Origin of the sequence: Campylobacter sp. BCW_6877, from assembly GCF_001762445.1 — a bacterium.
Lineage (GTDB): Bacteria > Campylobacterota > Campylobacteria > Campylobacterales > Campylobacteraceae > Campylobacter_D > Campylobacter_D jejuni.
Genome location: NZ_MJWW01000028.1, coordinates 1 through 23,722 on the forward strand (window position 1 = coordinate 1; position 23,722 = coordinate 23,722).

28 protein-coding genes and 3 pseudogenes are annotated in these 23,722 nt (G+C 30.6%); 6 read left to right on the plus strand and 25 right to left on the minus strand.

Features of this window, described 5'->3' with window-relative positions:
- The 11 genes and pseudogenes from AJ936_RS01740 to AJ936_RS01790 all read right to left on the minus strand — a co-directional run.
- On the minus strand, positions 1 to 180 hold a 180-nt coding region (locus AJ936_RS01740; protein WP_222555544.1), incomplete at its 3' end, for a DUF5675 family protein.
- 48 nt (positions 181 to 228) lie between these two features.
- On the minus strand, positions 229 to 1,512 hold the full coding sequence (locus tag AJ936_RS01745) for a hypothetical protein (protein ID WP_057981351.1): 1,284 nt from the start codon (positions 1,510 to 1,512) through the stop codon (positions 229 to 231).
- Positions 1,509 to 1,883 carry a DUF1353 domain-containing protein gene (locus AJ936_RS01750; protein WP_004306042.1) on the minus strand — a complete coding sequence of 125 codons (375 nt, stop codon included), beginning with the start codon at positions 1,881 to 1,883 and terminating at the stop codon, positions 1,509 to 1,511. The genes AJ936_RS01745 and AJ936_RS01750 overlap by 4 nt, the downstream gene beginning before the upstream one ends.
- Positions 1,876 to 2,259: a hypothetical protein gene (locus AJ936_RS01755; RefSeq protein WP_004306044.1), complete on the minus strand. Its 384-nt coding sequence runs from the start codon at positions 2,257 to 2,259 to the stop codon at positions 1,876 to 1,878. Before AJ936_RS01755 ends, AJ936_RS01750 begins: the two co-directional genes overlap by 8 nt.
- Positions 2,256 to 2,888, minus strand: a complete 633-nt coding sequence (locus tag AJ936_RS01760) for a DUF4376 domain-containing protein (RefSeq protein WP_004306046.1) — start codon at positions 2,886 to 2,888, stop codon at positions 2,256 to 2,258. The genes AJ936_RS01755 and AJ936_RS01760 overlap by 4 nt, the downstream gene beginning before the upstream one ends.
- Positions 2,889 to 2,900: 12 nt before the next feature.
- Positions 2,901 to 3,349: pseudogene (locus tag AJ936_RS10685) on the minus strand (hypothetical protein).
- Between the two features lie 491 nt (positions 3,350 to 3,840).
- Positions 3,841 to 5,994, minus strand: coding sequence for a hypothetical protein (locus AJ936_RS10520; RefSeq protein WP_250578765.1), 2,154 nt, complete (start codon positions 5,992 to 5,994; stop codon positions 3,841 to 3,843).
- Positions 5,995 to 5,996: 2 nt separating this feature from the next.
- On the minus strand, positions 5,997 to 6,191 hold the full coding sequence (locus AJ936_RS01775; RefSeq protein WP_052773616.1) for a hypothetical protein: 195 nt from the start codon (positions 6,189 to 6,191) through the stop codon (positions 5,997 to 5,999).
- Positions 6,172 to 6,576, minus strand: a complete 405-nt coding sequence (locus AJ936_RS01780) for a hypothetical protein (protein WP_038816909.1) — start codon at positions 6,574 to 6,576, stop codon at positions 6,172 to 6,174. Before AJ936_RS01780 ends, AJ936_RS01775 begins: the two co-directional genes overlap by 20 nt.
- Positions 6,576 to 7,610 carry a DUF5309 family protein gene (locus tag AJ936_RS01785; RefSeq protein WP_070273992.1) on the minus strand — a complete coding sequence of 345 codons (1,035 nt, stop codon included), beginning with the start codon at positions 7,608 to 7,610 and terminating at the stop codon, positions 6,576 to 6,578. Before AJ936_RS01785 ends, AJ936_RS01780 begins: the two co-directional genes overlap by 1 nt.
- A gap of 333 nt (positions 7,611 to 7,943) precedes the next feature.
- On the minus strand, positions 7,944 to 8,621 hold the full coding sequence (locus tag AJ936_RS01790; protein ID WP_004306052.1) for a Rha family transcriptional regulator: 678 nt from the start codon (positions 8,619 to 8,621) through the stop codon (positions 7,944 to 7,946).
- Positions 8,622 to 8,764: 143 nt separating this feature from the next.
- Between AJ936_RS01790 and AJ936_RS01795 the strand changes: the two genes are divergently transcribed.
- The 5 genes from AJ936_RS01795 to AJ936_RS01810 all read left to right on the plus strand — a co-directional run bounded on the left by AJ936_RS01795 (position 8,765) and on the right by AJ936_RS01810 (position 10,119).
- Positions 8,765 to 8,977: a hypothetical protein gene (locus AJ936_RS01795; RefSeq protein WP_004306054.1), complete on the plus strand. Its 213-nt coding sequence runs from the start codon at positions 8,765 to 8,767 to the stop codon at positions 8,975 to 8,977.
- A 9-nt stretch (positions 8,978 to 8,986) separates the two neighbouring features.
- A complete protein-coding gene (locus tag AJ936_RS01800) occupies positions 8,987 to 9,196 on the plus strand; it encodes a hypothetical protein (RefSeq protein WP_002861671.1) in 210 nt (69 codons plus the stop codon).
- Positions 9,197 to 9,330: 134 nt separating this feature from the next.
- Entirely contained in the window at positions 9,331 to 9,516 is a 186-nt protein-coding gene (locus AJ936_RS01805) for a hypothetical protein (protein WP_002861670.1), read from the plus strand.
- A gap of 11 nt (positions 9,517 to 9,527) precedes the next feature.
- Entirely contained in the window at positions 9,528 to 9,704 is a 177-nt protein-coding gene (locus AJ936_RS10265) for a hypothetical protein (protein WP_162842413.1), read from the plus strand.
- Entirely contained in the window at positions 9,673 to 10,119 is a 447-nt protein-coding gene (locus tag AJ936_RS01810) for a hypothetical protein (protein WP_004306059.1), read from the plus strand. Before AJ936_RS10265 ends, AJ936_RS01810 begins: the two co-directional genes overlap by 32 nt.
- A 91-nt stretch (positions 10,120 to 10,210) precedes the next feature.
- On the opposite strand, the gene AJ936_RS01815 is transcribed toward AJ936_RS01810, so the two are convergent.
- On the minus strand, positions 10,211 to 13,039 hold the full coding sequence (locus AJ936_RS01815; protein WP_070273993.1) for a hypothetical protein: 2,829 nt from the start codon (positions 13,037 to 13,039) through the stop codon (positions 10,211 to 10,213).
- A gap of 79 nt (positions 13,040 to 13,118) precedes the next feature.
- Here AJ936_RS01815 and AJ936_RS01820 point away from each other — a divergent pair, with 79 nt between their 5' ends.
- On the plus strand, positions 13,119 to 13,568 hold the full coding sequence (locus tag AJ936_RS01820; RefSeq protein WP_002892961.1) for a hypothetical protein: 450 nt from the start codon (positions 13,119 to 13,121) through the stop codon (positions 13,566 to 13,568).
- 480 nt (positions 13,569 to 14,048) lie between these two features.
- Here the strand turns inward: AJ936_RS01820 and AJ936_RS10745 are convergent.
- From AJ936_RS10745 to AJ936_RS01885, 13 genes and pseudogenes are all read right to left on the minus strand, one after another.
- Positions 14,049 to 14,150: pseudogene (locus AJ936_RS10745) on the minus strand (sigma-70 family RNA polymerase sigma factor); the annotation flags it as partial.
- A 487-nt stretch (positions 14,151 to 14,637) separates the two neighbouring features.
- Positions 14,638 to 14,811 carry a cysteine-rich KTR domain-containing protein gene (locus AJ936_RS09910; RefSeq protein ID WP_002779755.1) on the minus strand — a complete coding sequence of 58 codons (174 nt, stop codon included), beginning with the start codon at positions 14,809 to 14,811 and terminating at the stop codon, positions 14,638 to 14,640.
- A 51-nt stretch (positions 14,812 to 14,862) separates the two neighbouring features.
- Positions 14,863 to 16,782: a tetracycline resistance ribosomal protection protein Tet(O) gene (gene tet(O), locus AJ936_RS01835; RefSeq protein WP_010790859.1), complete on the minus strand. Its 1,920-nt coding sequence runs from the start codon at positions 16,780 to 16,782 to the stop codon at positions 14,863 to 14,865.
- Positions 16,783 to 16,869: 87 nt separating this feature from the next.
- Positions 16,870 to 17,364, minus strand: a pseudogene (locus tag AJ936_RS01840) (hypothetical protein); the annotation flags it as partial.
- A gap of 12 nt (positions 17,365 to 17,376) precedes the next feature.
- Positions 17,377 to 18,408, minus strand: coding sequence for a hypothetical protein (locus AJ936_RS10525; protein WP_070273995.1), 1,032 nt, complete (start codon positions 18,406 to 18,408; stop codon positions 17,377 to 17,379).
- A 258-nt stretch (positions 18,409 to 18,666) separates the two neighbouring features.
- Positions 18,667 to 19,047, minus strand: a complete 381-nt coding sequence (locus AJ936_RS01850; protein WP_002861666.1) for a hypothetical protein — start codon at positions 19,045 to 19,047, stop codon at positions 18,667 to 18,669.
- 10 nt (positions 19,048 to 19,057) lie between these two features.
- Positions 19,058 to 19,705 (minus strand): hypothetical protein, encoded by a 648-nt coding sequence (locus AJ936_RS01855; protein ID WP_052858024.1) that lies wholly within the window; start codon positions 19,703 to 19,705, stop codon positions 19,058 to 19,060.
- Positions 19,695 to 19,898, minus strand: a complete 204-nt coding sequence (locus AJ936_RS01860) for a hypothetical protein (protein WP_052858026.1) — start codon at positions 19,896 to 19,898, stop codon at positions 19,695 to 19,697. The genes AJ936_RS01855 and AJ936_RS01860 overlap by 11 nt, the downstream gene beginning before the upstream one ends.
- Positions 19,899 to 19,901: 3 nt before the next feature.
- Positions 19,902 to 21,419, minus strand: coding sequence for a hypothetical protein (locus AJ936_RS01865; RefSeq protein WP_070273996.1), 1,518 nt, complete (start codon positions 21,417 to 21,419; stop codon positions 19,902 to 19,904).
- Positions 21,400 to 21,672: a hypothetical protein gene (locus AJ936_RS01870; RefSeq protein ID WP_002781524.1), complete on the minus strand. Its 273-nt coding sequence runs from the start codon at positions 21,670 to 21,672 to the stop codon at positions 21,400 to 21,402. Before AJ936_RS01870 ends, AJ936_RS01865 begins: the two co-directional genes overlap by 20 nt.
- A complete protein-coding gene (locus AJ936_RS01875; protein WP_070248396.1) occupies positions 21,662 to 22,954 on the minus strand; it encodes a terminase in 1,293 nt (430 codons plus the stop codon). Before AJ936_RS01875 ends, AJ936_RS01870 begins: the two co-directional genes overlap by 11 nt.
- Positions 22,951 to 23,337, minus strand: coding sequence for a terminase small subunit (locus AJ936_RS01880; RefSeq protein ID WP_002826748.1), 387 nt, complete (start codon positions 23,335 to 23,337; stop codon positions 22,951 to 22,953). The genes AJ936_RS01875 and AJ936_RS01880 overlap by 4 nt, the downstream gene beginning before the upstream one ends.
- Positions 23,337 to 23,717: a hypothetical protein gene (locus AJ936_RS01885; RefSeq protein ID WP_002871223.1), complete on the minus strand. Its 381-nt coding sequence runs from the start codon at positions 23,715 to 23,717 to the stop codon at positions 23,337 to 23,339. The genes AJ936_RS01880 and AJ936_RS01885 overlap by 1 nt, the downstream gene beginning before the upstream one ends.
- Between the last annotated feature and the right edge of the window lie 5 nt (positions 23,718 to 23,722).

The following is a 23,722-nucleotide window of genomic DNA, read 5'->3' on the forward strand; positions in this document are numbered from 1 at the left end:
ATGTCTTTTTAAATTATAATTTCCTTCAGGTATTCTTAAATCTTTACCACTTTCTAAACCCTCTTTATCTTCTTCCAAAGAAAAGCATTCAAAAAGAATTTTTTCTTCATCATCTAAAACCTTAAATTTGCCAATAACGCAAGTTTTACCAGTATATCTTCTATTAATTGTTATTTTCATTATAATTCCTTTCTTTTTATTTTTTGTATTTTATTTTTAGATTTAAACTCATTTTTCTTCTTCAAATTCAAATAAAAAAGCATTATCACCATAGGTAGTTTTATCAATTTCTTTTTTTATTCCTATAAAGCTTCTCTCGACTATAATTTCATTTTGAACTCTAAGGGCTTTTTGCATTTTTATATTTGAAAGATTGACATTTCCATAATATCCAGCTTGCCTATAAAAAAGACTCATAGGAATTTCATTTGTAAAAAGCTCTATACTTACACTATTTTTTATATTAGAAGCCCAAAGACAGCATTCATTTGCATTGCCATCATATTTTTTTAAAGCATTGGTAATATTATGCCAAGCAGGATCATTATAAATTCCGCTCGTTTTGATATTTCCTTCTATTTGATTTTTACTTGGTTTTGAAAGAACGCTAACTTCAGTATAATTTTTAGATTTTAAACCCATTCCATCTTTAGTGATTAAAAAACTGCCTTCATTAAGTCCTTTTATAATTTGCGTAGTGCTTGCTAAAGAATTTTCAAAACCAAAACGCAAATCACTTAAACATCCGCCATATTGACCACTATTTAAATTTGTATCAAAACTAATAATAATCAACTCTTGTGCTGTAATATTTTCATTTCCAAGCAAATTAATCCAACTTGTGTATTTATCATCACTTGCCACACAAAGCCAAAGTTGTTTTACATTTTCATTATAAGTTATAATTAAATCATTAACATTAGCTTTTGTTTTTGGAGTGGGAATAGAATTAGATACTTTTATTCCATTAATGCCTAAATTTAATTTCATATCTTCGAGCATCTCTTCTATAATAGGTTTAATTTCTTCTTTTGTTGGTGTTTGAGCCTTTAAACTTTCTAAAAATTCATCTTGACTTTTTCCCGTGTTTTCTTCATTTTCAAGCCAAAGTTCATAAGCACTTTTACCATCAGCTCCTTTAGCTCCATCTTGCCCTTTTAAATTTTCAAGCTGTTCTTCTGTAAAATCTTCATAAGTAAAAGGATCTCCTTTATCACCTTTTAAACTTTCTTGATTTTCTAAAACAACTTTTAATACAACTTCTTTTAAACTCTCTTCATTGATATTTGCATTGATGTCAAGCTCTTCTAGCAAGGCTTCTAGTTTTTCTTTTAATTCACTTTGTTTTATAAAGTTAAAACTTGTTAAAACTTCATTTATAGCATTTTTAATACTTTCATCGCTTGGTTTTACTCCATTTTTAAAAAGTTCTTTTAAAATTTCTAAAGCTTCACTAAAATCTTTATTGATTTCTTCTGTTTTTATGGCAATTTCTCTTAAATCCACGCTCATCTTATCCCCTTTATTAAACATTTGATCTGATGAAATAAATTACAAGAGCAATAAAAAACAAAAATCTTAAATTTATTTATTTCTAAAGCTTGCATTGCTTCTTTTAAAACAAGATCAGCTAGCCTATAATCATCTCTTGATTTTGCATTTATACACAAATAGTCATGGACAACACAAGCGCTAAAATACTCACTTTTAAAAGGTGGAAACAAAGACCAAAAAAGGCGTGGAATACTCGCTCCATCAGTTTTAAAACCTTGTGGTACAATGCCTTTGTAATTTGGTAAAATAAACTCATAATCTTGTATCACTTCAAATCTATCTTTATCATAAGGTTTTACACAAACCCTTTTTAATTCTGTTTTAGTCATTGTTTTCCTTTTTTTTAAAAATACTTCTTAATTCATCATTTCTTATTTGAGTAAGCTTAACAAGCCTTTCATCCATTCTCATAAGATCTGTTTCTATAGCTTCTAGCTTGTCATTGGTTTTTGAGCAATGTGTTTCTATAAATTTAACCAAACTATCGCTACTTGCTCTGGATACTGCAATTTGTTCTCTAATAAGAACATTAGTATTTTTGGTTTCACTTATAAGTTCTTTTGTTCTTTCCCCAGCTTCTTTATGTAAAGTTTTATATAAATGCCATGCAATCCCAGCTAAGACAAAAACCATCAATCCTAATAATGCAGATCCACTTAAAGAACCGAGCATAGCACCTTCTTTTATTATATTTTCAGTACTCATTTTTCACTCTCCCAAACAATTAAATTTAATTCTTCTAAAGATGTGGAATTTTTCACTTTATTTCTTAGTTCATCATTTTTAAAAATAATACTTTCAGTATATTTAGCGATACCAACCCCAAATTCTAAAAATTCTTCTTTGTTAAATGTAATGATTTTATTATCTTTATCAATCCAAGCAATATTTTCCAAAGGAGTATTATTGAGATTTGCTAACATTATCTCGCTAACTTTTCCGCTAATATTAATTTTTGCTTCCGTGTCAATTTGAAATATAGTATTTTTAAAAGGCATAAACAAAAGCTTTTCTTCTTTTATAGCTTTTAGTTCTTCTAATTTTAATTCTTTTAACTCTTCTAATGCTTTTTCTTTAATCTCATAAGAAATAATATAAAGATTATTTTCTTCATCATAAGTTTGAATTTGGCGAAGTTCTTCAATTTTTTCATTAAAACTTGGGATTTCTTCTTTAACTTTAGCAAAACCAAGCTCTTTTAAAAGCTTATCATCGCAAGCACTTAAAAAATAAGTATCTTGTGCATCAATTTCACCTTCTTCGTTTTGTATTTTTACATCTTTTAAAAAAATATCATCATATTTTAAACTTTTATTTTTTAAATCATAAAACATATTTACCCTTTCTTAATTCCAGTATAATGTTAAATTTGCTCTTGGGTTTAATCTATCCCCATCATTTAAGTTCCAACCAGCACTTGCATTTGCACTACCGCTTTGCCAAGAACTTAGCATTATTTGTAAGTTGTTTATATTTCCAAAATTGAATTTTTTCTCTACTTTGATTTTTGCATTGGCAGTGTAATATTTACTTAAAGCATGCAATTCTACACTAGAGTTAAATTGTTCCATGTGATATGCAAAGTATTTGCGGAAGTTTTATTAGACATATTTCCAGTCGTCCAAACTTCGCCTAACATAACCACTTCTTTATTATTAATATTTGATGGCAATACCACTGCTTGTTTATAAATCATGTCTAGCTTTAACATATAATTATAATTTGCAACCGAGCCTCCTAAAGATGGAGGTAAATTTAGTGCTATACCATTATTAGAAAGAAGGAGACAATTCATTTTAAGTCCTTACTAATCTTACATTATTCGAAGCTATGCAAAAATAAGCAAAAGTTTCAGTGCCACTAAATCCACTTTGAGCTATTCTAAAATTAAAAGGGGCATTAAAAGCTACTACATTTTGACAATTATTTATGGTTATTGTTCCGCTTTTTCCTACTCCTCCAAAATTAGCTATTCCTATGCTTGTTCTTGCATTTGCTGTTAAAATAAAATGTTGAGCTTGTCTTAAATCTAGATTTATACTGCCAGTTGTGCCAAGATTTTTAATTCCACCACCATAATCTACATACCATTTTCTAGTTAAGTGATTATCATTTGTTGGATTGGCCCGAGAAGTTAATGCCTGATTAAAAGTATTTGTGCCATTAAATATATTATCTCCATTTAAATTTGCTTTTGTATTTAAAGCGGTATCTACATAGATTTTATTTGTTAAATGGTTATTATTAGTTGGATTTACTTTTACTAAAATAGGATTAGCAAAAGTTTTATTTCCATATTATCTCTTCATCACCATTTAAACTTACTTTTGTATCTATAAGTGCTTCTAAAGTTTTAATAGTTATATCTAATACTTTTTGTGTAATTAGCTTTTTATCTTTTTCATTTTGCTCTAACTCATTGTTTTTGTCCTCTAAGTTTTGATTAGCTTCTTCAAGTTCTTTTTCAATTTCCTCTTTTTTGTTAATTAATTCACCAGCAATCTCTTTTTCAAGCTCAGCAATTTGATTTTCAAGTTCTTCTTTTCTCTCTTCAAGTTCGCTTGTATCAGCAGGTGGTTCTTGACTTAAAGCCTCATCGATTTGATTTTTAATTTCCTTTAATTCCTCATTTTTTTGCTTTAATTCATCATTATTGTTTAAAGCTTCTTCAATTTGCTTTTTTATCTCTTCAAGCTCTTGTTCTTTATCTTTTATACCTTGCTCTATATTTGCAATTTCATCTTTAATTCCATCATCTTTACCATCATCTTTCTCATTAAGCAAAGAAAGAAGATATTCAACATTAGCCTTAACACCACTTATATCATAGATTCTTGCTTGATTGTCAATCTCATCTATGCACTCACCTTTTTTAGTTTCAAGCTCATTAAGTCCTTGTTCTTTTGTTTGGATTATTTCATTAAGGCTTTGATCTTTTGTTTCATTTATTTTATTGAGTCCGTTTTCTTTTGCGCTCACAAGCTCATTTAAAAAATCTTGCTTATTCTCGTTTAAACTATGCAATTTTTCATTAAAAATAATACTAAACTCATTTTTCTTTGCTTGATAATTCGCATTAAAAATATGATTTAAGTTGTCAATCATAACTTTAGAAGTATCTACAAGAGTAGTAAATTCTTTCTTTTGAGTTTCAAAAACCTCTGTGACTTCATTTCTTTCATCACTTAAACCTTTGAGCATTTCTTCCATTTGTTTTATTGTTTCTTCAGCTAAAACTTTTAATTCTGTTTCATAAATTAACTTATCATTACCTAGTTCTTTTTTAGCAACTTCAGCTAACCTACCTAAATCTTCATTAGCTATCAAAGCTCTTTGATTAAACCTATCATAACTTTGTTCAAAATGTATTTTATACCCTTCACATTTTGCTGTAAGTTCATCAAATTTAACTAAAGCTTCATTTTTTACTTCATTTAAATTTTTTAATATTTCATTTTGTTTATCATTTAAAGAAGAGTAGATACTTTCAGACTGTGATTTTAAATCTCGTTCTAAATTTTCTATTTTACTTTTAAAATCTTTTATAATTTGGGAATAAGATGTTATATCATTTTCAAATTCTTTATATAAAGCTATAACTTCTCTTAAATCTTCTATATTTTGCTTGCTTTCTAAAAGTAGTTCATATGCACTAGCTATTTCTTTATATTTAACTCCAATATCAAATTTAATTTCTTCTAGCTTTTTAACACTATCTATCATTTCTTGATTTAATCTTTGGTTTTCAAAGAATATAGTGTTAATTTTATTTTTTATAATTTCGCTTGCTTCACTTACTACTAATTTTGCTTCATTTACTAAATCTTTTACTTCTTTTTTAATACTTATTAATTCAGGTTTTATTTCTTTTAATTCATCAACATTTAAATGTAAGCTATCTACAATTTCTAAAGCATGATTAAGTTCACTTAAAATTTCATCTTTAATTTTTGTGTTCAAATCAAAATATTCTTTTACAAAATCTTTATTTTGTTTAATTTCATTAATATAATTATCTAAATTAAATTTTATTTCTTCATATTTCTGTATATCTTTTTTTAAATTCTCAAACTCTTCTGTATTATTTTCTAAAAAATCTTTAATGTTTTGTATTTCTTGTTTATTTAAAGAAAAATCTTCATACGCTTCTTTAATATAATCAAATTTTGCATTTACATTGTTGTATTTTTCACTTATATTTGAATATTTTTTATTAATATCATCATATTTGCTTAAAATATCATCATTTTTATCTACAATATCATTTTTAAATTTTAAACATTCATTTTTTAAAGATTCGCAAGCTTGTTTTAAGCCTACAACTTCATCAAGTCTTGTATTGTCTATTGCTTCTGAAATGCTGTTTATTCTAGCTAAAACTTGATTTATGATTTCAAGTTTTTCTCTACCTGTTTTTAATTCATTTAAGCTTGTTCCCATTTTTAACCTTCATAATAATCACTATCTTTAATTCTCTTTTCACAAAAGAAAAGCAGATCATCCATGGCTAAAAGCCATTTTTTATCATCTAAATAAGCTATAAAATCAGCACTATTTATACTTTGCACATAGTCTTTATAACTCAAAGCTCTATTAAATTTTTTTGCGAAATTACAATTACAACCATGTTCTTTCATCATCAAGCTCCTTGCCATCATTAGCTATATACTCATAAATTATCTTGTCACATAATGCCAGAAAGTCTTTTTCTTCGCATCTTGTAATCAAATAACAAACATAATTAATCACAGCAAAACTAAGTGTTTCATCTATCATTAAATGTTCTTTTTCATTGTCAAAATCAGGCTCATCAGGAATAATCAAAAAATGATTATTTCTAACTTGCCTAAAAACTTTTTCGCCTTGCTCTACATTTTTTAAAAGAACGCTAGGAACACATTTTGATAAAATATAATAAAATGCTTCCATAAAATAAGCTTTCAAAACTTCATCATCTTCTATCATTTTGTAAGAATTTTTAACTTTAGCGATAATGAGTTTTTTAGCCATAATACAAAGCATTATGCACCTTTTGCTGCTTTTAAAACCGCTTTAGCCTTTGCATTATTTCCACTAGTTAATCCCACGCCTATAGCAAAAGCATCAGCATTTCTTACTTCTAAAGTGCTTTGCGTATAAAATCTTTTTGCTTTTACAGTAATATCAGTTGGAACATCTTCAATCATAGTAGGAATATAAAGCCCATGTTTCATATACTCAAAATCCCCAGCAATTAAAACATCACCCAAACCATATTTAGGGCTTAATAATCTATGCATATGGAAATTTACCGTTCCAAAATCTGTTTCAAGGCTTACTACTTGTCCTGCTAGTTTTGTTTCATTGCCTAAAATTCTTGTAGCAAATTTGTTAATAGCTCCTTTTAAGTCAGCTCCTAAAAAGACATCTTTAGGCGTAACTCCGCTATTCCAAATGGTTTGCAAAATTTGATTAAGTTTATCTTCTGTTAGTTCTGTTGCAGTTCCGCTCCAATCTCCTGTTTCATCAAAAGCTAATACATTTCCACGCTTTCCATCAGCAAAGCTATCTTTTCCTTTAGCGATATAATGAAAAAGTCCAGCCATTTCTCCACTTGTTGCTTCTTGTGCTTGAACATAATCTTTGAAAACTGATTTTTTTACATCACTATCTCTGCCTAGACCAAATAAAGCATATTCCATATCCATTTTATGTTCTTTGGTTTTTTTGCCTATTTGATACTCCATTTCATTGCCACCATATTGATTTGCTTTTAACAAAGCTTTTGATACCATGGCTTCGGTAATGAATATTTGAGTAGCATTTGTAGTTTTTTGGGCTGTGTTTTTTGTTTCACCTACAAATTTACTTAACTCTAAATTTGCATTCTTTTTTGGTTCTTCAAAAGTATCAGTAATCCAACTATGAGTTAAAGGATTTGTAACCTTTGAAGTACCTATTTTATTTAAAATTGGTGTTTCAGTAGCTCCAATTTTAATAATCGTTTCATATATTGATTGTTTTAACTTAACATTTTCTGTTGCGGGTGCTGTATGCCCCATTGAAGGTAAAGCCATTTTTAAATTCTCCTTAGTTTAGTTTTAAGGATTTTTCCAAAAATGACTATTTCAAATATAGTGTGTTTTGAAATGAAATTAAATTTTTAAGTATTTTTTATGTATAATTTTATAGTTTTAAGGATATCTCTTTGAAGACTTTGTAAAAAGTTTGAAAGGAGGTTAAGATGAATGAAGTTATTATAATCTTAATGCTTTTAGTAGTCCTTATCGTAGCGATAAAGAGCTAGATAAGAACTAATCTTTTAATATAGTTAATGATATTTTAAAGAAACCCTGCTTAGTTTATCCTTAAAACACTAAAAAGTCTTCAAAAAAAGCAGGGTGAAGACTTCAAATATTTATACTTTTATAAAGTTCTAAACATTCTAAGAAATCATTTTGCATTCTTAAAAGTAGTTTATTCTCTTTGTTTTCATCATCTTTTAAATCTTTTAACATTTTTTCTAGCTTTAAGGCATAATTTTTAAAAGTTTTAAAATCAAAGGCATATAAACCATTTTTAGCCAATATACAATTTAATTTATCTTTAAAATTGTTTTTACTTTGTTCTAAATCATACTTTAAAGCTTTAATCTCATTCTCATATTTTTGCTTTTGCTGTGCTAATTGAGATTTGTAACCTAAACTTTGTCTAAAAGCTAACTTATCGTGCTTCTCATATTCAATATTTCTTAGTCTTTTTTCCATTTCATTAAAAGCTTTGATAAACTCGATTTTCCATTTATAAGCCTTTTCACCTGTAAAACCCATCACTAAAAGAGAAAAACCATCACGGGTGATTTTGTAATACGGCTCACTTCTAATAACTGCCCCAAATTGAGCGGTTCTCTCCGTAAGCTTAAAATTAAGCTCACGAAATTCATCTTGTGGCAATTCATCAATTTTTGCTAAAATATTCTTGTGTTCTTTCTTGAACACACTAGAAATACTTAATGAAGTGGTGTAGGTTTGGTCGCCCACCGCTTCAAAACTCACATTCTGCCCGTTTATAACAACTAAATCTGTCATAAAAACTCCTTTGTAAAAAATATTGTTTAACTAACTAAACGCTGTAATTATATATTTAAAAAATATTTTTGTCAAGGCTTAATATAGGTTTTAACTAATTTTTGATATAATAAAACTATTGAAACAATATAAAAAGGAGAAAAATGGATAATAATGAATTTGAAAAATTATTAGCAAAAGCAAATCTTGGCAAAAAAGAATTCTCGCAAATATCAAATACACCGTATCAAACTATAATGAATTGGAAAAGAATAGATAGTGTGCCTGATTGGACTAAACCTTTTTTAGAAAATCATTTAAAAGTAAAATCATACGAGCAAATAAAAGAGATAGTTTTTAAAATTGAAAAACCATAAGGATATTAAATGGATATAGAAACATTTGAAAAAAAATTAAATGAATTAGAGCTTACAAAAAAAGAATTTGCAAATATGGTCGGAGCTGTTTATAATGGTGTTATCAATTGGAATGCAAAAGGCGAAACACCCAAATGGGTTGATAGTTGGCTCATTAATTATGAAAAAGCAAAAGTTTTAGATGAAATTTCAAAATCTATAAAACCTTTTATAAAATAAAAATAGTGTATTTTAAAGCAAATTATTTATTTTAAAAAAAGTAAGATTATAATATATAAATAAGTATAAATTAACTATAAAAAAGGTATAATTTAATTAAAATCAGTATAAGCTAAGAATTTTAAGGAGTAAAAATGTCAAACATAAATGCTTTTTTATTTGGCTTTACAAATATGTTTAATGCAGATATCCTTAAAGCTACATCTTTAAAAGATAGAAAAACAATGATAACTGATTTTTATAAAAAATCCGAAGAATTAAGAAAACATAGCAATGAAGAGTATAACGCCAAATTCGAAAAAATCACAAAACAAAAATAAGGAAAACCAAAATGACAAAAACACAAGCTTTTGTAGATGGTTTTGTAGGTAGACCTATAAAAAACGAATGCTTTAATTTATGGGATTTAAATGCTATTATAAGAGAAAAACAAGCAAAATTATATAAAGAGAATATTGAATTTAGAGAGAAACAAATTGAAAAAATCACAAAAACAAAAAACACCTAATACTATTAAACAAGAAAATCAAAATAAAGAAAATCCATCTCAAACTTTCAATACTCAGCTTAATTTTCTTATGGAAAATGAACTTAATGCTATAGGAAAATTGCCTAAAGATTTAGCAGATAGAATTGTGACAATGCTAGAGAAATCTTTAGAGTATAAAAAAGATAACGATAATAAAATACTAGATTTAGAGAATAAAAATATAGAAACTAGAAAAAAAGATATAAAATCTTATCATTTTTGGAATGGTTTTGGAATGGTATCTTTTCTACTTATAACTATTACTAGTATATGTGTTGGATTATATCTTATTCTTAATGGGCATAATGAAGGTGCTTATTTTGCTTTTATATTAGGAGCATTGACACTTTTACCTAAAATAATTGATTCTATAAAAAACAAACCTAAAAATTAATTTACATTTTCTTTATCTTTTCCTATTAATATTAAGAATAGTTTGAAGATTGAAGCAATTGTAATAAAATTAAGGGATAAACCCTTAATTTTTATTTATCTTCTCTCCTTTCTTTTAATTTAATAAGATTTTTTAGCGCATGAGTGCCTATTTTTCCTGCTATTTCCCTGTTATTTTTTTTATCTCTAACCTTATCTATTTTTTGCTTTCTAGCTATAACTTGTTTTATTTTCTCAATTCTTTGCTTTCTAGCCTTTTTATCATTTTGTATTTTTTCATCAAGTCTTTGTTTTACGCTTTTTTTATTCTTTTTCTCTACTTCTTTATTCTTAATATTCTCTTTTATATCATCCATTAAGTTTTTTTTAGGCTTAGCTTGGGTAGAATTAGGATTATTTAGGGAATGTGCATTCGCACCAGCCTTCTGTCCGTGCTGATAATCATCAGCGACACGGAGTGTGGGAGTAGGCGACCCCACCCCTAAATGTTTCTTATTTCTATCGTTTAGCCTATCAATTTCTTTTTCTTTATTGCTAGATATACTAAGATGTCCAACTTTGCCTATATTTTCACCTTGATTGACTATACCCATTTTACCTAATTTACCATTTTTCAAATCCTTGGCAACCAAAGAAATATCTAATTTATTGTTTGCATAGTATCTATTAGGATTATTTGCTATTTCTTTAATCACTCTTGCAACGCTTCCATTTGTTTTAAACATTTCAGGGTGTTTTTCTTGTAGTCTATGCAAGTTAGCTTTTAATTCATTTATATTTAAATTTAAATTCTTTTTCACATTATCATTTAAGCTAAATTCTACATTATAATTATTTTGTTTAGGCTTAGTTTGATACATCACAAAGCCATTCCCTTGCACTAAATCCTTAATCTTGGTATTAAACTCACTCTTAGCTTTTACAGCTTCTTCTTTTAATGCTTTATCTTTAATACTTTCTATAAATTCTTTACTAGCTTTATTAAAATCTTGCAAGGTATTAATATTTGCAAAAGCTCTTCGCATTTGTATCCTAAGTCCTGCTCTCTTGCCAATTTCTGCAAATCTTAAAAAAATAAAAGCCACATGATCTGTAAAGCTATTTACAAGCATAGTCATAGCTCTTGCTTTAAAGTCAGTTGATATACCTTTTCCAGCTTCTTTTGCCTTAGTATTAAAAATACCATCAATGATATACTCAAAGCTTGAACGCAAATTATAAATACTTTTTAAAACCTGTATTTTCTCTTTTGCACTATTACTTTTAGGAGTAAAATTCTCAATATCTTTCATTAATTTAGGATAATTAACTATATACTTGCCATTAAACTCAAGCTTGTTTTTATCTATAAATCTTTTTATAATTTCATCATCTAGTATGATTAACTCTTTATCATTAAGTCCCTTACTTATGCTTTCGTAGTTTTTCTTAGGATTGGTTTCATCTATAAGTTGTTTTAATTTTTTAGTAATATCTTTTTCACTGCCTGAAAGTTTATCTGCTATATTGCTTTTTTCATAAGTTTTAAAAGCTTTATAATCACTTCTAATCTTGGTTAAAATCTCCTTTGCTTCTTGTGGATTAGTAGCATTTTTTACCATACTATCTAATAGGTTTTGTTTTAAGTTTTCTAAAAAGCTATTAAAATCATAGCTTTTATTTGTTTTTATCTCTTCACTAAGCTCTTTAATGCGTGTATTAAGTTTTGTAGCACTCATAGGAGTATTGCTATTTAATTCTTTTAAAAAGTCTTTTAAAGCTTTAGGTATGTTTTGCCCAAAAAAATCAGCGTTCTGTATTAAATCATTTAAGTTTTTTTTATCTATTTTTATGCCATTTGGATTAAGTTCATCTAGTTTATCAAGTCCTTTTCCATACTCTTCATAAGCTCTTAATTTTCTAGTGTTATTTAAATCATAAAGATTTTTAGCACTAAATTCATTATCAAGCTTTAAGTTTTTAAGTAAAGCTTCATCGCTATTTGCTAAAGTATTACCAACTTTATTAGCAACTTCAGGCTTGGCGATTAAAACATCTCTTGCCATTTTTGCTAAATCATCGTCCATTAAAGACATGTTTAAGAGATTTTGTTGATTTAGTATTGCTTCTTTTGAACCTATATTTTTGCTAAATGTTCTTAAACCTTCCTCTGTTTTTTCTAAAATATTGTTTATAGTTTTATTTTTTGACATTTCTTTAAAGTAATTAGCCTTATTAGCAATAGTATCAACAATAGCATTTCCTTGATTGACCTCTAAAGGTATTTTATTTGCATTTTTTAAAAGCTCATCATAGACGCCATTACCTTTACTATCTGCAATTTCTTTAGCATAAAGTCTAGAAGTTTCGCTACCTTGTGAAGCTAAATCATTTAAAATACTAGGGCTTATTTTTCTAAGCTTATCCCCTATATTTTCTTTTAAATTACCACCTTTTACTGCCATGCCATCTATCATATCTTTACCAGCTTGTGCTCCTGTTTTAACACTGCTTATTAAATCACCAACACTTTTATATGTTTTTCCTATTCCCTTTATAGCTGATCCAACTACAGCACCTGCTAAGGCATCTTCTGCGGCTGCACTTCCAAACCTTTTAGCATAGTCTATATAACTTGCTTCAATTCCTGTATTGTTACTTTGTGAATGAAGATCCGATACGGCACCGCTTCCAGCACCAATTGCAGATGGTGCGAAATAATTTAAAGCTTTTTTGGCTATTGTTTGTCCTGCTGTTTTTGCTAAACTTCCAGCATATCCACCGGCTACAGAAAATGCTAACTCGTTTTTAGTGCTAGCAAGTGTATTTCTAAAGCTAGGAGTAAAATCAACTTCTTTTCCATTTTTATCAACGCCTATATATTTATAGTCTCCATTATTTATTTCTAAAAATGGTTCATACCGTGAGCGTTGGCATATCAAAAGGGACTTATATGATTGGTGGCTGCGGAAAATAAAAGAGGGAGCTTCTGTAGGGCATAGATACAGCTGCCTTTGCGTTTTGGCGTCCTATGCCGTTAAGTGCGATATTCCGGAAGATGAGCTTTTTACGGACGCTTTTTCCCTATTGCAGTTTCTTGATGATATGTCAGATGATGAGCATAACCGTTTTACTAAGCGTGATATAATGGACGCTATGCAGTTTTATCAAGAAAATTATGTCACATATAGTCGAAGTGAAGCGGAAAGAGTATCGGCTATTCCTATGCCAGCGAATAAAAGGAATTACCAAAAACAGGCTGATCACTTAGAAGAAGCAAGGGCAATTCGTGATATTCGTATGAAAAGACAGGATAGGGATTGGAGAGAGGGAAATGGTAGACCAAAAGGCAGCGGAGAAAAGTCGAAGATTGTCGAAGAATGGCAGCGTCAGCACCCGGACGGAAAGAAAGCAGACTGCATACGGGAGACAGGATTGAGCAAGCCCACAGTTTACAAGTGGTGGAAGTAGGGCATACTTGAAATGCCGAAAGGCATATGGTATAATGCCAGTAGGCGAAAATGACAGAAGTGCTCATGTGGCACAGCAAAAAGCCCCGGAGGTCGCAACTCCGGGGCTTTTCTATTCCGTTCTGGGTGGGTGGCTTAATCCCAAGGCTGGCTACCAGTTATTCTTCTCCGTCCAACCATTTGCAGATGTAGTAGGCAACTACACTTGCCAAAACAGAGAGAAAAAATGACAGAAGTTCACTCATGCGGTTCACCCCCTTTCTCTACCTGTCTGGGGGCGGTAGCGTCGTTCATTATATCACAGGGGCAGAAATGCCACAAGAAGCCATTTCCCCTTGTTTATCATCAAAGCCATAAGGAAAAGAGTGTCAAGGGCGGTCATAGACCGCAGCGTTTACCCTTGATACTCTTTTTTGTTGGCTATAATGCCGGAGGGGAAAACGGCTGTCCGTCCGTTCCGTTACTTCCCCCTGTGCTTCAAGGTCTGGTCGGATTCCCTGCAACGGCAGAACTCCGTGTAGGATAATTCCACATAGCCGCCACTTTCTCTGATATATACCTTTCTTGGTGCATATTTCACCATAAATACCTCCCATCTGAATTTTTGAAATGTAAAAAATCCAGATGGAGAGGCGGAGAACGACACCGCATATCAGAAACAGCCCTACGGCACTTTCCAACAAAAATCGACAAAAGAAAAACCGCAAAGGCTCTGTGACCTTTACGGTTATAGGAAATAGTAATTCTATTGTATGGAGATTGTACTTCTACTTTCAAGGTGAGAAGTACCGTTGCACTGGCAGAAATTTTTTTAACTGGTTTCCTGCCGTTCTCTGATATGCTATGTATTGATAAATTTTGCTTCGTATGAGCAGATAGATAACTGCCCGAAAAAAGGACATAAAAAAATCCCTCCAAATTTAAAAACAAATTCAGAGGGTAATTTAGGGTATAACAAAATAACCCACCCGAATATCGTTTTTTTTATTTGGTGAGTTTGTTCTTTCAAATACGAAACAAAAAGAGCCGATGATTCGTGAATTGTTCCACAATTTCATCGGCTCTGCGTCTTAAGCGTCTGGCTCTTTGATGACAGTTATCTTCAAGTTGTCAACTTTAATCAATCTTTCTTGTCTGCATTTTGGACAATAAAGGGGATAATTCTCCAAAACAGTGTCCTTCCTAATTTTATTACGGGTTTTGCTCCCACAAACAGGACACAATATCCATTCGCATTTCATCATAATTAGTCTCTAATCCTTTCAAATCTCATTTTATATGACTTTTGCAAGCTGTTAAGCTAACTTGTGGAACATATGCCGAACCTTATCTATACGGCTATTCGGGCGGCGGGGTTGGCAAATAAATTTACCAATAGCTGGCTGGTATCCTTTTAACTCTGTCAAGCAGACTCCCTGCCCATTTGTGAAACAAGTTAAATCGTTCCTGTATTCTTGAATACATCTAGCAGGGATTTCTCCTTTCAGAATGACCTCGTCATTCTTTATCTGAGTACTTACAATATCTGCACAATACCTTGGAGCATCATGATACGCCCGTGAGAGATATTCCTGCGGTGCATAAATTTCAAAGTGGAGATATGGCTCTAATAGTTCTGTCCCTGCTTTTTTTAAAGCCTGCTCCAATACGATAGGGGAAAGCAGCCGAAAGTCTGCGGGGGTACTTACAGGACTATAATACAATCCATATTCAAAACAGATTTTACAGTCTGTCACTTTCCATCCATACAGCCCCTGCTCGCAGCCATAAAGAACCCCCTCCATAACCGCATTTTGGAACGATTGATTTAAATATCCAAGTGAAACTCTGCTTTCATACTGCACTCCGCTTCCAATAGGGAGCGGCTCTATGGACAACCCGACAGAAGCCCAGAAAGGATTTGGCGGGACTTCTATGTGGATGGTATATTCTGCTTTTCTAAGCGGTCTTTCCATATATATAACAGTAGGCTCTTTTATTTCTGCCTCCACATGATATTTTTCCTCAAGGATGGCACAAATGACTTCCATCTGCACATTCCCCAAAAAAGAAAGTATAATCTCATGCGTTGTAGTATCCACATAATATTTTAAAAGAGGGTCGCCATCTGAAATTTCTGTAAGTGCCCCAAGCAATATTTCCCGCTGTTCAGATTTCTTTACTGCAATCGTTGTTTGGAGCATAGGGAGAGGATTTTCAATAAATTTTCTCTGCGGCAACAGTATTTCGTTCCCCAAAATACTGTTTAGCTGCAAAACATCATTTGGTAAAATTACAATATCACCAGAGCAGGCTGTATCGGATGAATATAATTCACCGTTTGTCGGAACACACATCTCTGTGATTTTTATTTTCTCTTTTTCAGATATTCTAATAACATCCCTCAAATGCAATGTTCCGCTATATATACGCACATAAACAAAACGCCGCCTTTTCTCTGAATATTCAATCTTAAAAACCTGCCCGCATAGTTCAGATTGACCTTCAGGCGTTGATGAATAAAATTTACTAGCAATTACTTCTATAAGCTGCCGAATCCCCAGATTGTTTTTAGCGCTTCCGTGATAAACGGGAAATAACGTTCCGTTTTGGAATCTCCTGTTTTCTTCCTGTTCCAGTTCTGACATTTTAAACGGTTTCCCTGACATATATTTCTCTAATAGTTCATCGTTTCCCATAATTACCGCATCCCACTGTTCCATATCGTCATTGTCCGTTACATTTATATGGGGATGCTGCCCAACCTTTTGCTTCACTATAATTTCCGAAGAAAGCTTTGCTTTCATTTCCCGATATACCATTGGCAAATCAATCCCCTCTTGGTCAATTTTATTGATGAAAAAAATTGTCGGAATCTTCATTATCTGTAGTGCATGAAACAGTATACGGGTCTGTGCCTGTATGCCATCCTTTGCAGAAACTAATAATACTGCTCCGTCTAATACGGATAAAGAACGGTATACTTCCGCCAAAAAATCCATATGGCCTGGCGTATCTATAATGTTGACTTTTACATCCTCCCACTGAAAAGATGTCACTGCTGTCTGGATAGTGATTCCCCTTTGACGCTCCAAATTCATTGTATCTGTCCTTGTTGTGCCTTCATCTACGCTCCCTAGTTCTGCAATTGCACCACTGGTATACAATAAACTTTCCGTTAATGTTGTCTTTCCTGCGTCAACGTGAGCCAGAATGCCTAAGTTAATTATTTTCATGTGATTTTCCTCCTATCAACACCCAAAAAAGGGCATAAAAATACCCAGTGATAAATACTCCTATCACTGGGTAAATAACTCCAATAGCCCTAATTTTTTTATTTCATCGTATGCGATTTGAAAAATTTGCTTTTGCTCTTCATTGCTAGGGCTAGTAAAAATTCTAGGTAGCAACCCACCTGATACCTGATTTGTTGCATCTTCTATTTTTTGCCTTACTCCTTCTTCTCCGCTTGTAACTCTTGGAGAAAGATAATCTAATCCTTCAGATATCATTCTTTTTGGATCTATAAGGTTATTAAAATCTTCTAGACCCTTATTTATTTTACTCCATACTCCTTGTTCTTGTGGCTCATTTTGGCTTACTTGTGGTGCTTGATACATACTCATAGGCTTACCATCCAAAGCTAATTCTTCTTGCGAATTAAAATTGTTTTGTTGCTGATTATTTTGCATAAATTGATTATATTTATTCTGCAAAAAATTATCATCAATATCTATATAAGTTTTTCCTTCTGGTATATCTATATTCATATCAAAAAGTTGCATTGTTTTTGCACCTTGTGGTATTTGTATTGTCATCTTTTATCCTTATTATCTAAATGTAATCATATTGTTTTGTTGTAAAAAATCTTGAGTTAATTGTTGTTGCGGTTGTTGTGATAAAATCTTATTTAATGGCACTCTTTGCCCTTGAGAAGCTAAAATATTTCCACCATTTATAAAATCTTTTATCATAGCCTTTTCATTTTCTAGCTTTTTATACATATTGTTATAATAATTTTCTATATTATCTCTATCTTTTAAATACCTTTCTGTTTTCCAAATATCCATATATTCTTTTTTTAAGGCATCATTTTTTACTCTATATAGTATTTCTACTGCTTTTTCAATATCATGTTTAGCATACTTATCAAAGAAGTAAAAACTATCTGTTTTAACCAATTCTTCTAATCTATGCCTATCTTCATTGCTCATCCTGCCACTTGTGATATTAACTAGTGCTAAATTTATTTCAGCTTTTAGCTTATCTGCGAATTCTTGTTTTAAGTTTTTACTATTGTTAAAAGGAGTATTTCTTAATTTTTGACTTATGGTATCTCCAAATCCATAAATATCATTTAAATTTATATTTTGCGTTTTAGCGGTTTTTGCAAAATTATACAAATCCCCGCCATTACTTTCTTTGCTAAAAACATCTTTCATTGTTTGTAGTTCAGTTAAATTGCTATTAGTATCTATACTAAAGCCTGAATTATTATTTGTTTTATTAGTATTTTTACCAGTTAAATAATCTAAATATTTTTGATTATAATCTTTATCTTCTTTATATTTAGCCCAATTTAAAGCATTATCTTGAGCTTGTTTTTGTCTTTCAAGGTCAAATTTTTGCAAGGCTAAAGCATTATTAAATTCATTTTGCAAAAGCTGATTATTTTGCATAGCCTGATTAAATTCCATTTGTTGCTTTCTTAAATCTTGCTCTTGCTGAAACTCATTAGCTTTAACTTTATCATCAAAACTTTTGCTCATGATGTCATATAAGACACCACCGACTTTTCCTGCGTTTTGTATAACGCCTGTATCAGGATTAAATACTACTCTTTGTGGGTTATAAAATGCCATTTTGTTTCCTTTATTCTTTCTTTTAAAATAAAAGATTTAAGGAAGTTTGTGTATAATTTCAAAAGGGTGCAACGCCAAAGGGTCGCCACCCTTTAGCGTTAATTTACCGCCCAGTTGGGAGGTGATTAAATTGCTAACCAAAATTATAGTTATAATTATACTACTTTGTATAATTATAGTCAAGGTTTATTAATACTTGATTTCCCCTTTTAAAGGGGAGCTATAATTTCCCTTTGGCTTCCTTAAATCCAAATCTATTTAATTGCTCCAAACATTTTGAAGTTTATTTTCCATATTCTTTCTTCTGTTTAACTCTTCATTAGCTAGATATTTATTGAAGTTATAAGCATCTTTTTGTAGCTCATAATTCTTTTGTGCCATCTTTTGCTGATTATAAGCACCATATAAAGCACCAGCACCGCCTAAAACATTTCCTAATCTATCAAAATTAGTTACTTTATTTGCATCAGAACTTTTAAACAACCAATCTCCAAAATTACTAAAAGAATTTTTTAATCCATTTAAAAAACCACTACTACTACTTGCTAAATTTGGAGTAAAATTGCTTGTTTTCATCAAAGTATCTGCAAAGCTAGAGCCTAGTCCTGTACCACCTTTTAAAGCTGTTATAAAATCCATGATTTCTCCTTTATACTAAACTTAATAATTCTTTACCGAGATCTATCTCGCTAACTTCGCCTTTTTTTAACTTATCGTTAAAATCACTAGTTCTTACATTATTATTTGCACTTGATAAATCTTCAGCTTTTTTAGCATTATTTGATTTTCCGACCAAATTTAGTAAGGTTTTCCAGCTGTCAATATTACCTTCGCCTAAACCATTTAATTTTGTTGCAAGTTCTGCCATAGCCTTTAAATCCGTATCAGGATAGGCTTTTCTTAACTCGCTTTCTACTTGTGCGTATTTAGCGATTAGTGCATCTTGTTCTTCTTTGTCTTTTTGCTTTTTATCAAGCTCTTCAAGCCTTTTTAATTTCTCATCAAGTCCATCAAGTCCTAATTCTTTTAAATACTGCTCTCTTTGTAATTCTTGTTCGCTTGGCTCTTTTTTTGGATTTTTTAAAGCTTCAAGCTCACTCATTAAAGCATTTAATTTGTTGTCATTTTCACTTTTATAAGCTTCAAACATCGCCTTATAATCAGGCTCGTTCTCATTAGCAACCTGCATAGGTTCATTATCTGCTACTTGCGTAGGTTCATCGCCATTATTAGCAACATCTCCTTTATCATCATCTGTTATGACATTTATTAAATCTTTTAAAGCATCATTTTCCATCTTCTTCATCCTTTATTTTATTGATTATTACATCTAAAAAAGCCATAGTATCTAAAGCTTTTAACCTTAACTCTTTCTCATCATTATTTTTTGCTATATAAAAACATTCACTATATTTTGCTTTGATAAAATCTATTAATTTCTTTCCTCCTTTGGTTTTAGATATATCGCTTTTAATTTCAATATTGAGCATTGTTTATCCTTGTTGCATTTCTTGCTTATTCTCAAAAGCAAATAAACTATTTACATTCTTTACACCTAAAATTGGTAATAATTCTTTAGTAAGTTCTTTGCTAGCATTTATAATCCCATAAGCAGAATTTGCATCGCCTATGCTCATATACATTTGATATAATTGTGAAAAAACTTGCATACTAGCTTGAATTCCTGCACGTCTAATTTCTTTATTCATGGCACCTGTGCCGGTTTGAATTTTAAATCTAAAACTAGGTATATCCTCTCTTTGAAAACCATTAAAAAAATTATCTTCTCCATACTTAAAAACAAGCATTGCAAATCTATCAAATAAAGGCTCTATAAAAGTTTCGTTATACTGTCTTATATAGTCAGCACTTCTTCTTCCACCTTCTTGTGCTTTTATGCTAATTTCTGTTGCTGTTTCATTTTGTGCAGTTTGAGCTCCATTGTTTTGTGGACTAACTCCTGTAACTTCTGTGAGTTCGCTTTCTAAAAGCTGTAAATTTATTCCCGCACTATTTACATTTGGTGGTGGTAATATTTGCACACCCTTTGGATCATCTGTATATATTGGTTTTCCTAAGGTTTCTATATCTTCTCTGCTTACTCCCATTGATTTTGGCATCATTATTTTAGGCATGATATGAGTTCTTACTGCATCTATTAAAAGATTTCTAGTTATATTAATTTCATCTTGCAAAGGCATAGCAGAAGCCATTATAGGCTCGCCATAAGCACTTACATAGTTTTCGTTATCTATCTTTTTAAGTTGTGGTAGCATTGAACCCCAGACAAAAGGCTGTCCATCTTGCAAAGTAACTTCATTTCTAAGTAAATTATTTTCAAATAAGGTAGAAACCACCCACTCATCATCGTTTTTTCTTTCATAAATATCATAAAGCTTTACTTTTTTATATTCATCATCTTCATCAAAAAGCTTTTCAATTTCAATTTTTTTATAAAAACCTAGCTTTTGTCTTTCATGGATTTGATTATAAGTTAGGTAAATTTCATTAACTATATATCCTACATCCTCGCTATTTAACGCATTTGGATCAAAGAATATACTATCAATATCTACTCTTTCAATGCGTGGCATTCCTTTATGCCAAGTAACCTTGGCTATACTTGTTCCCACAAGTAAAACATCTAAGAAAAGCGGTTGAAAAATCTTAAACATATTGATTTTACCACTATAAAAATCAATTGCATTCTGCCATAGCTCTATAATCGTATCATCGCTATTAATGTAAGTTTCAATATCTGCCATTCTCTCACTATTAAAATATACATCATTTAAGCTAGTGATTAAATACTTTACCTTAGCGTTTATTTTTGGTATGTAAATACTTGATTTATTTCTTTTTCTCAATTTTTGCATTACCTTATTTTCAAGCAAATAAGCATCTTGCAACTCTTTAAAGTGTGGTTTGTAATTTTCATATCCACTTTTACTTTCGCTAATGAGTTGTGTTAAAAACGACACTCTCTCATCATTAGTTCTTTTTGTTTTCATTCATAATTCTCCATATTGTTGTTTTGCTTAAATTTGTTATTTTTAAAATATCTTTTTCATTCACTCCTTTTTCAAATAAAAACTCCGCAAATTCTCTTTTAAATTTCTTTTTAGAAATATTATTAAACCCTGATACAAGCTCTAAAAATTCATTTGCAAGACTTGACTTTATAGCCTCATCACTTAAGTTTGAAAGCTTTTTTATTTTGTTTACATCAATTGCATCATAGATCATTAAAAACTCACCAGCCATCATAACTCCAATCTTCATTAGTATTGTTTCTGCTGTATAGTTTTTCAAAAAAAGTTAATGCCACCGCATCGCTAACATCAGGACTTTTGCCATAATTCTTTTTTAAATACTCTTTTGAAACTATCTTTAAAAGCCCCTTGTCGCTATATTCATACTCAATCATTCTCATATCTTTTTTTAATTCTTCATCTTTAAAAAGCTCCATGTGTTTTAAGTTTTTAGCAAATGTAAAATACATTTGCGCTCTTTTATTTAAGTATTCATTACTGGTTGCAGAATTTGCAGAATTTGCCTCAAATACAGGCAAACCATAATTTAACAAGACATCGTATACGCCAACGCCAAGACCGCAAGTATCTATAAAAATACCTTTTGGTTTATCTTCGCTTTGATTGTATTCAGCTAGTATTTTGTTTGCTAATTCTATAGTTCCAAGTTGTGAGTATTTTTTAATCTCATCAATTACAAAACCTTTTCTTTTTGCAAGAACACTCTTATCATCTCCATATCTTGCTACATCAAGCCCCCAAATATTCTCGCCTTGCATTTTTTCAATGCTAAAAGAGTTCTTGCTCATCGCATTTTCAATTTCACTTAGAGAAAATAATTCAGCACTCGAGCTATCTATAAACTCGCCATAAATTTCTTGCTTGACAACTTCACTACCTTCTCCGCCTACTTCTTCAATTAATTCTTTAATTTGCTCTTCTTTTAAAAATGGATTATCATAGCTTGAGAATTGAAAATGTTTCCAATTTTTATCGCTGAGTTCTTTTCTACATAGCTCGTAAAATAGATTTTTTCCTTTAGGAACTCCACCGATAATTGCTCTTGATTTAGGGTTATCAAGCAACATAGGTCTTATAGCGTTATACCAAAGATACTCTCCTTTACTACCTTTTAAAATAATTCCTGCTTCGTTTAAGATAACAAGGTCATATCCAAAACCTTCGATATTTTCACTTCTTTCAGCACTTCTCATATGAAGCACTGCTCCATTAATAATTAGTTTCTTGTCTTGCACACTCCATGAGTAAAAATCTTTTGGTAAGTTTTTTAACTCAGGTGTAAAATATAACTCGTAATAATTTTGTAAATTTGCTTGTATGGTATCCACCCATAAAACATTTTGTCCTAAAAGCAAGTTTTCGATAACAAACTTAGCACTTCCCCTTGTAAAACCAAGTCTTCTGCCCTTTGCTACAGTTATAAAGCGTGGATTTTTATCATCAAAAACTTTAAGTTGTGCAGGAGTGTAAGAAAAGTCAAGCTTTAATTTCATTTGATTTCACTTCTTATAATTTCTATTTTTTGAACATTATCGCTAACTACTTCTTGTTTATCCACGTAGCCATGTTGATTTTTTAGCAAGAACATACTAACGCTAGGAGTATAAGTGCCGATTAAGGAATGGTTTAAAATATCCATTTCACATTTTTGCTTAGCTTGAGATACAATTTCTCCGAAATCCTTATCCTTCTCCCACTCGCCTAAGGTTTGCATTGTAATTCCTAAATACACAGCTAATCCCACTTTTGTTTTAGGTGCAAAAATAATACTCTCCTTAGTTTCTTTTAAGACAACTCTTTCATTAAAATAACTCTCTATTTTTGAAACAAGCTCTTCTTTTGTCATACTTTTGCCATTTGTCATCATTCTAGCCATCAAGCCACCCCTTCTTTAAAATTAAATTCTTTGATTTCTAAGTTTAAAAAAGATTTTTTAAAACTAATAATCTCATAATCGCCTTTTAAAACATTCTTATCGTTTTCAAATAACGCATCTAACACGCATTTTACGATATTGTCCCCATCGCCATGCCTTTTGCTGTTAAATCCTATTTTTAAAGAAAACTCATATTTCTTTTGCTTATCAAAGGCTTGAAAACAGCTAATATTATTTTGTCTTCTAAACTCCATTTGCAAGAGTTTTTTAAAATCTAAATATTTAAGATAATCTTTACATGCAAATTTAGATCTTTGCGTGGTTCTTTTATAAGGTACAGGATTGCTTTTTAAATCAATTTTTAAAATATACTTTTCCATTTCAG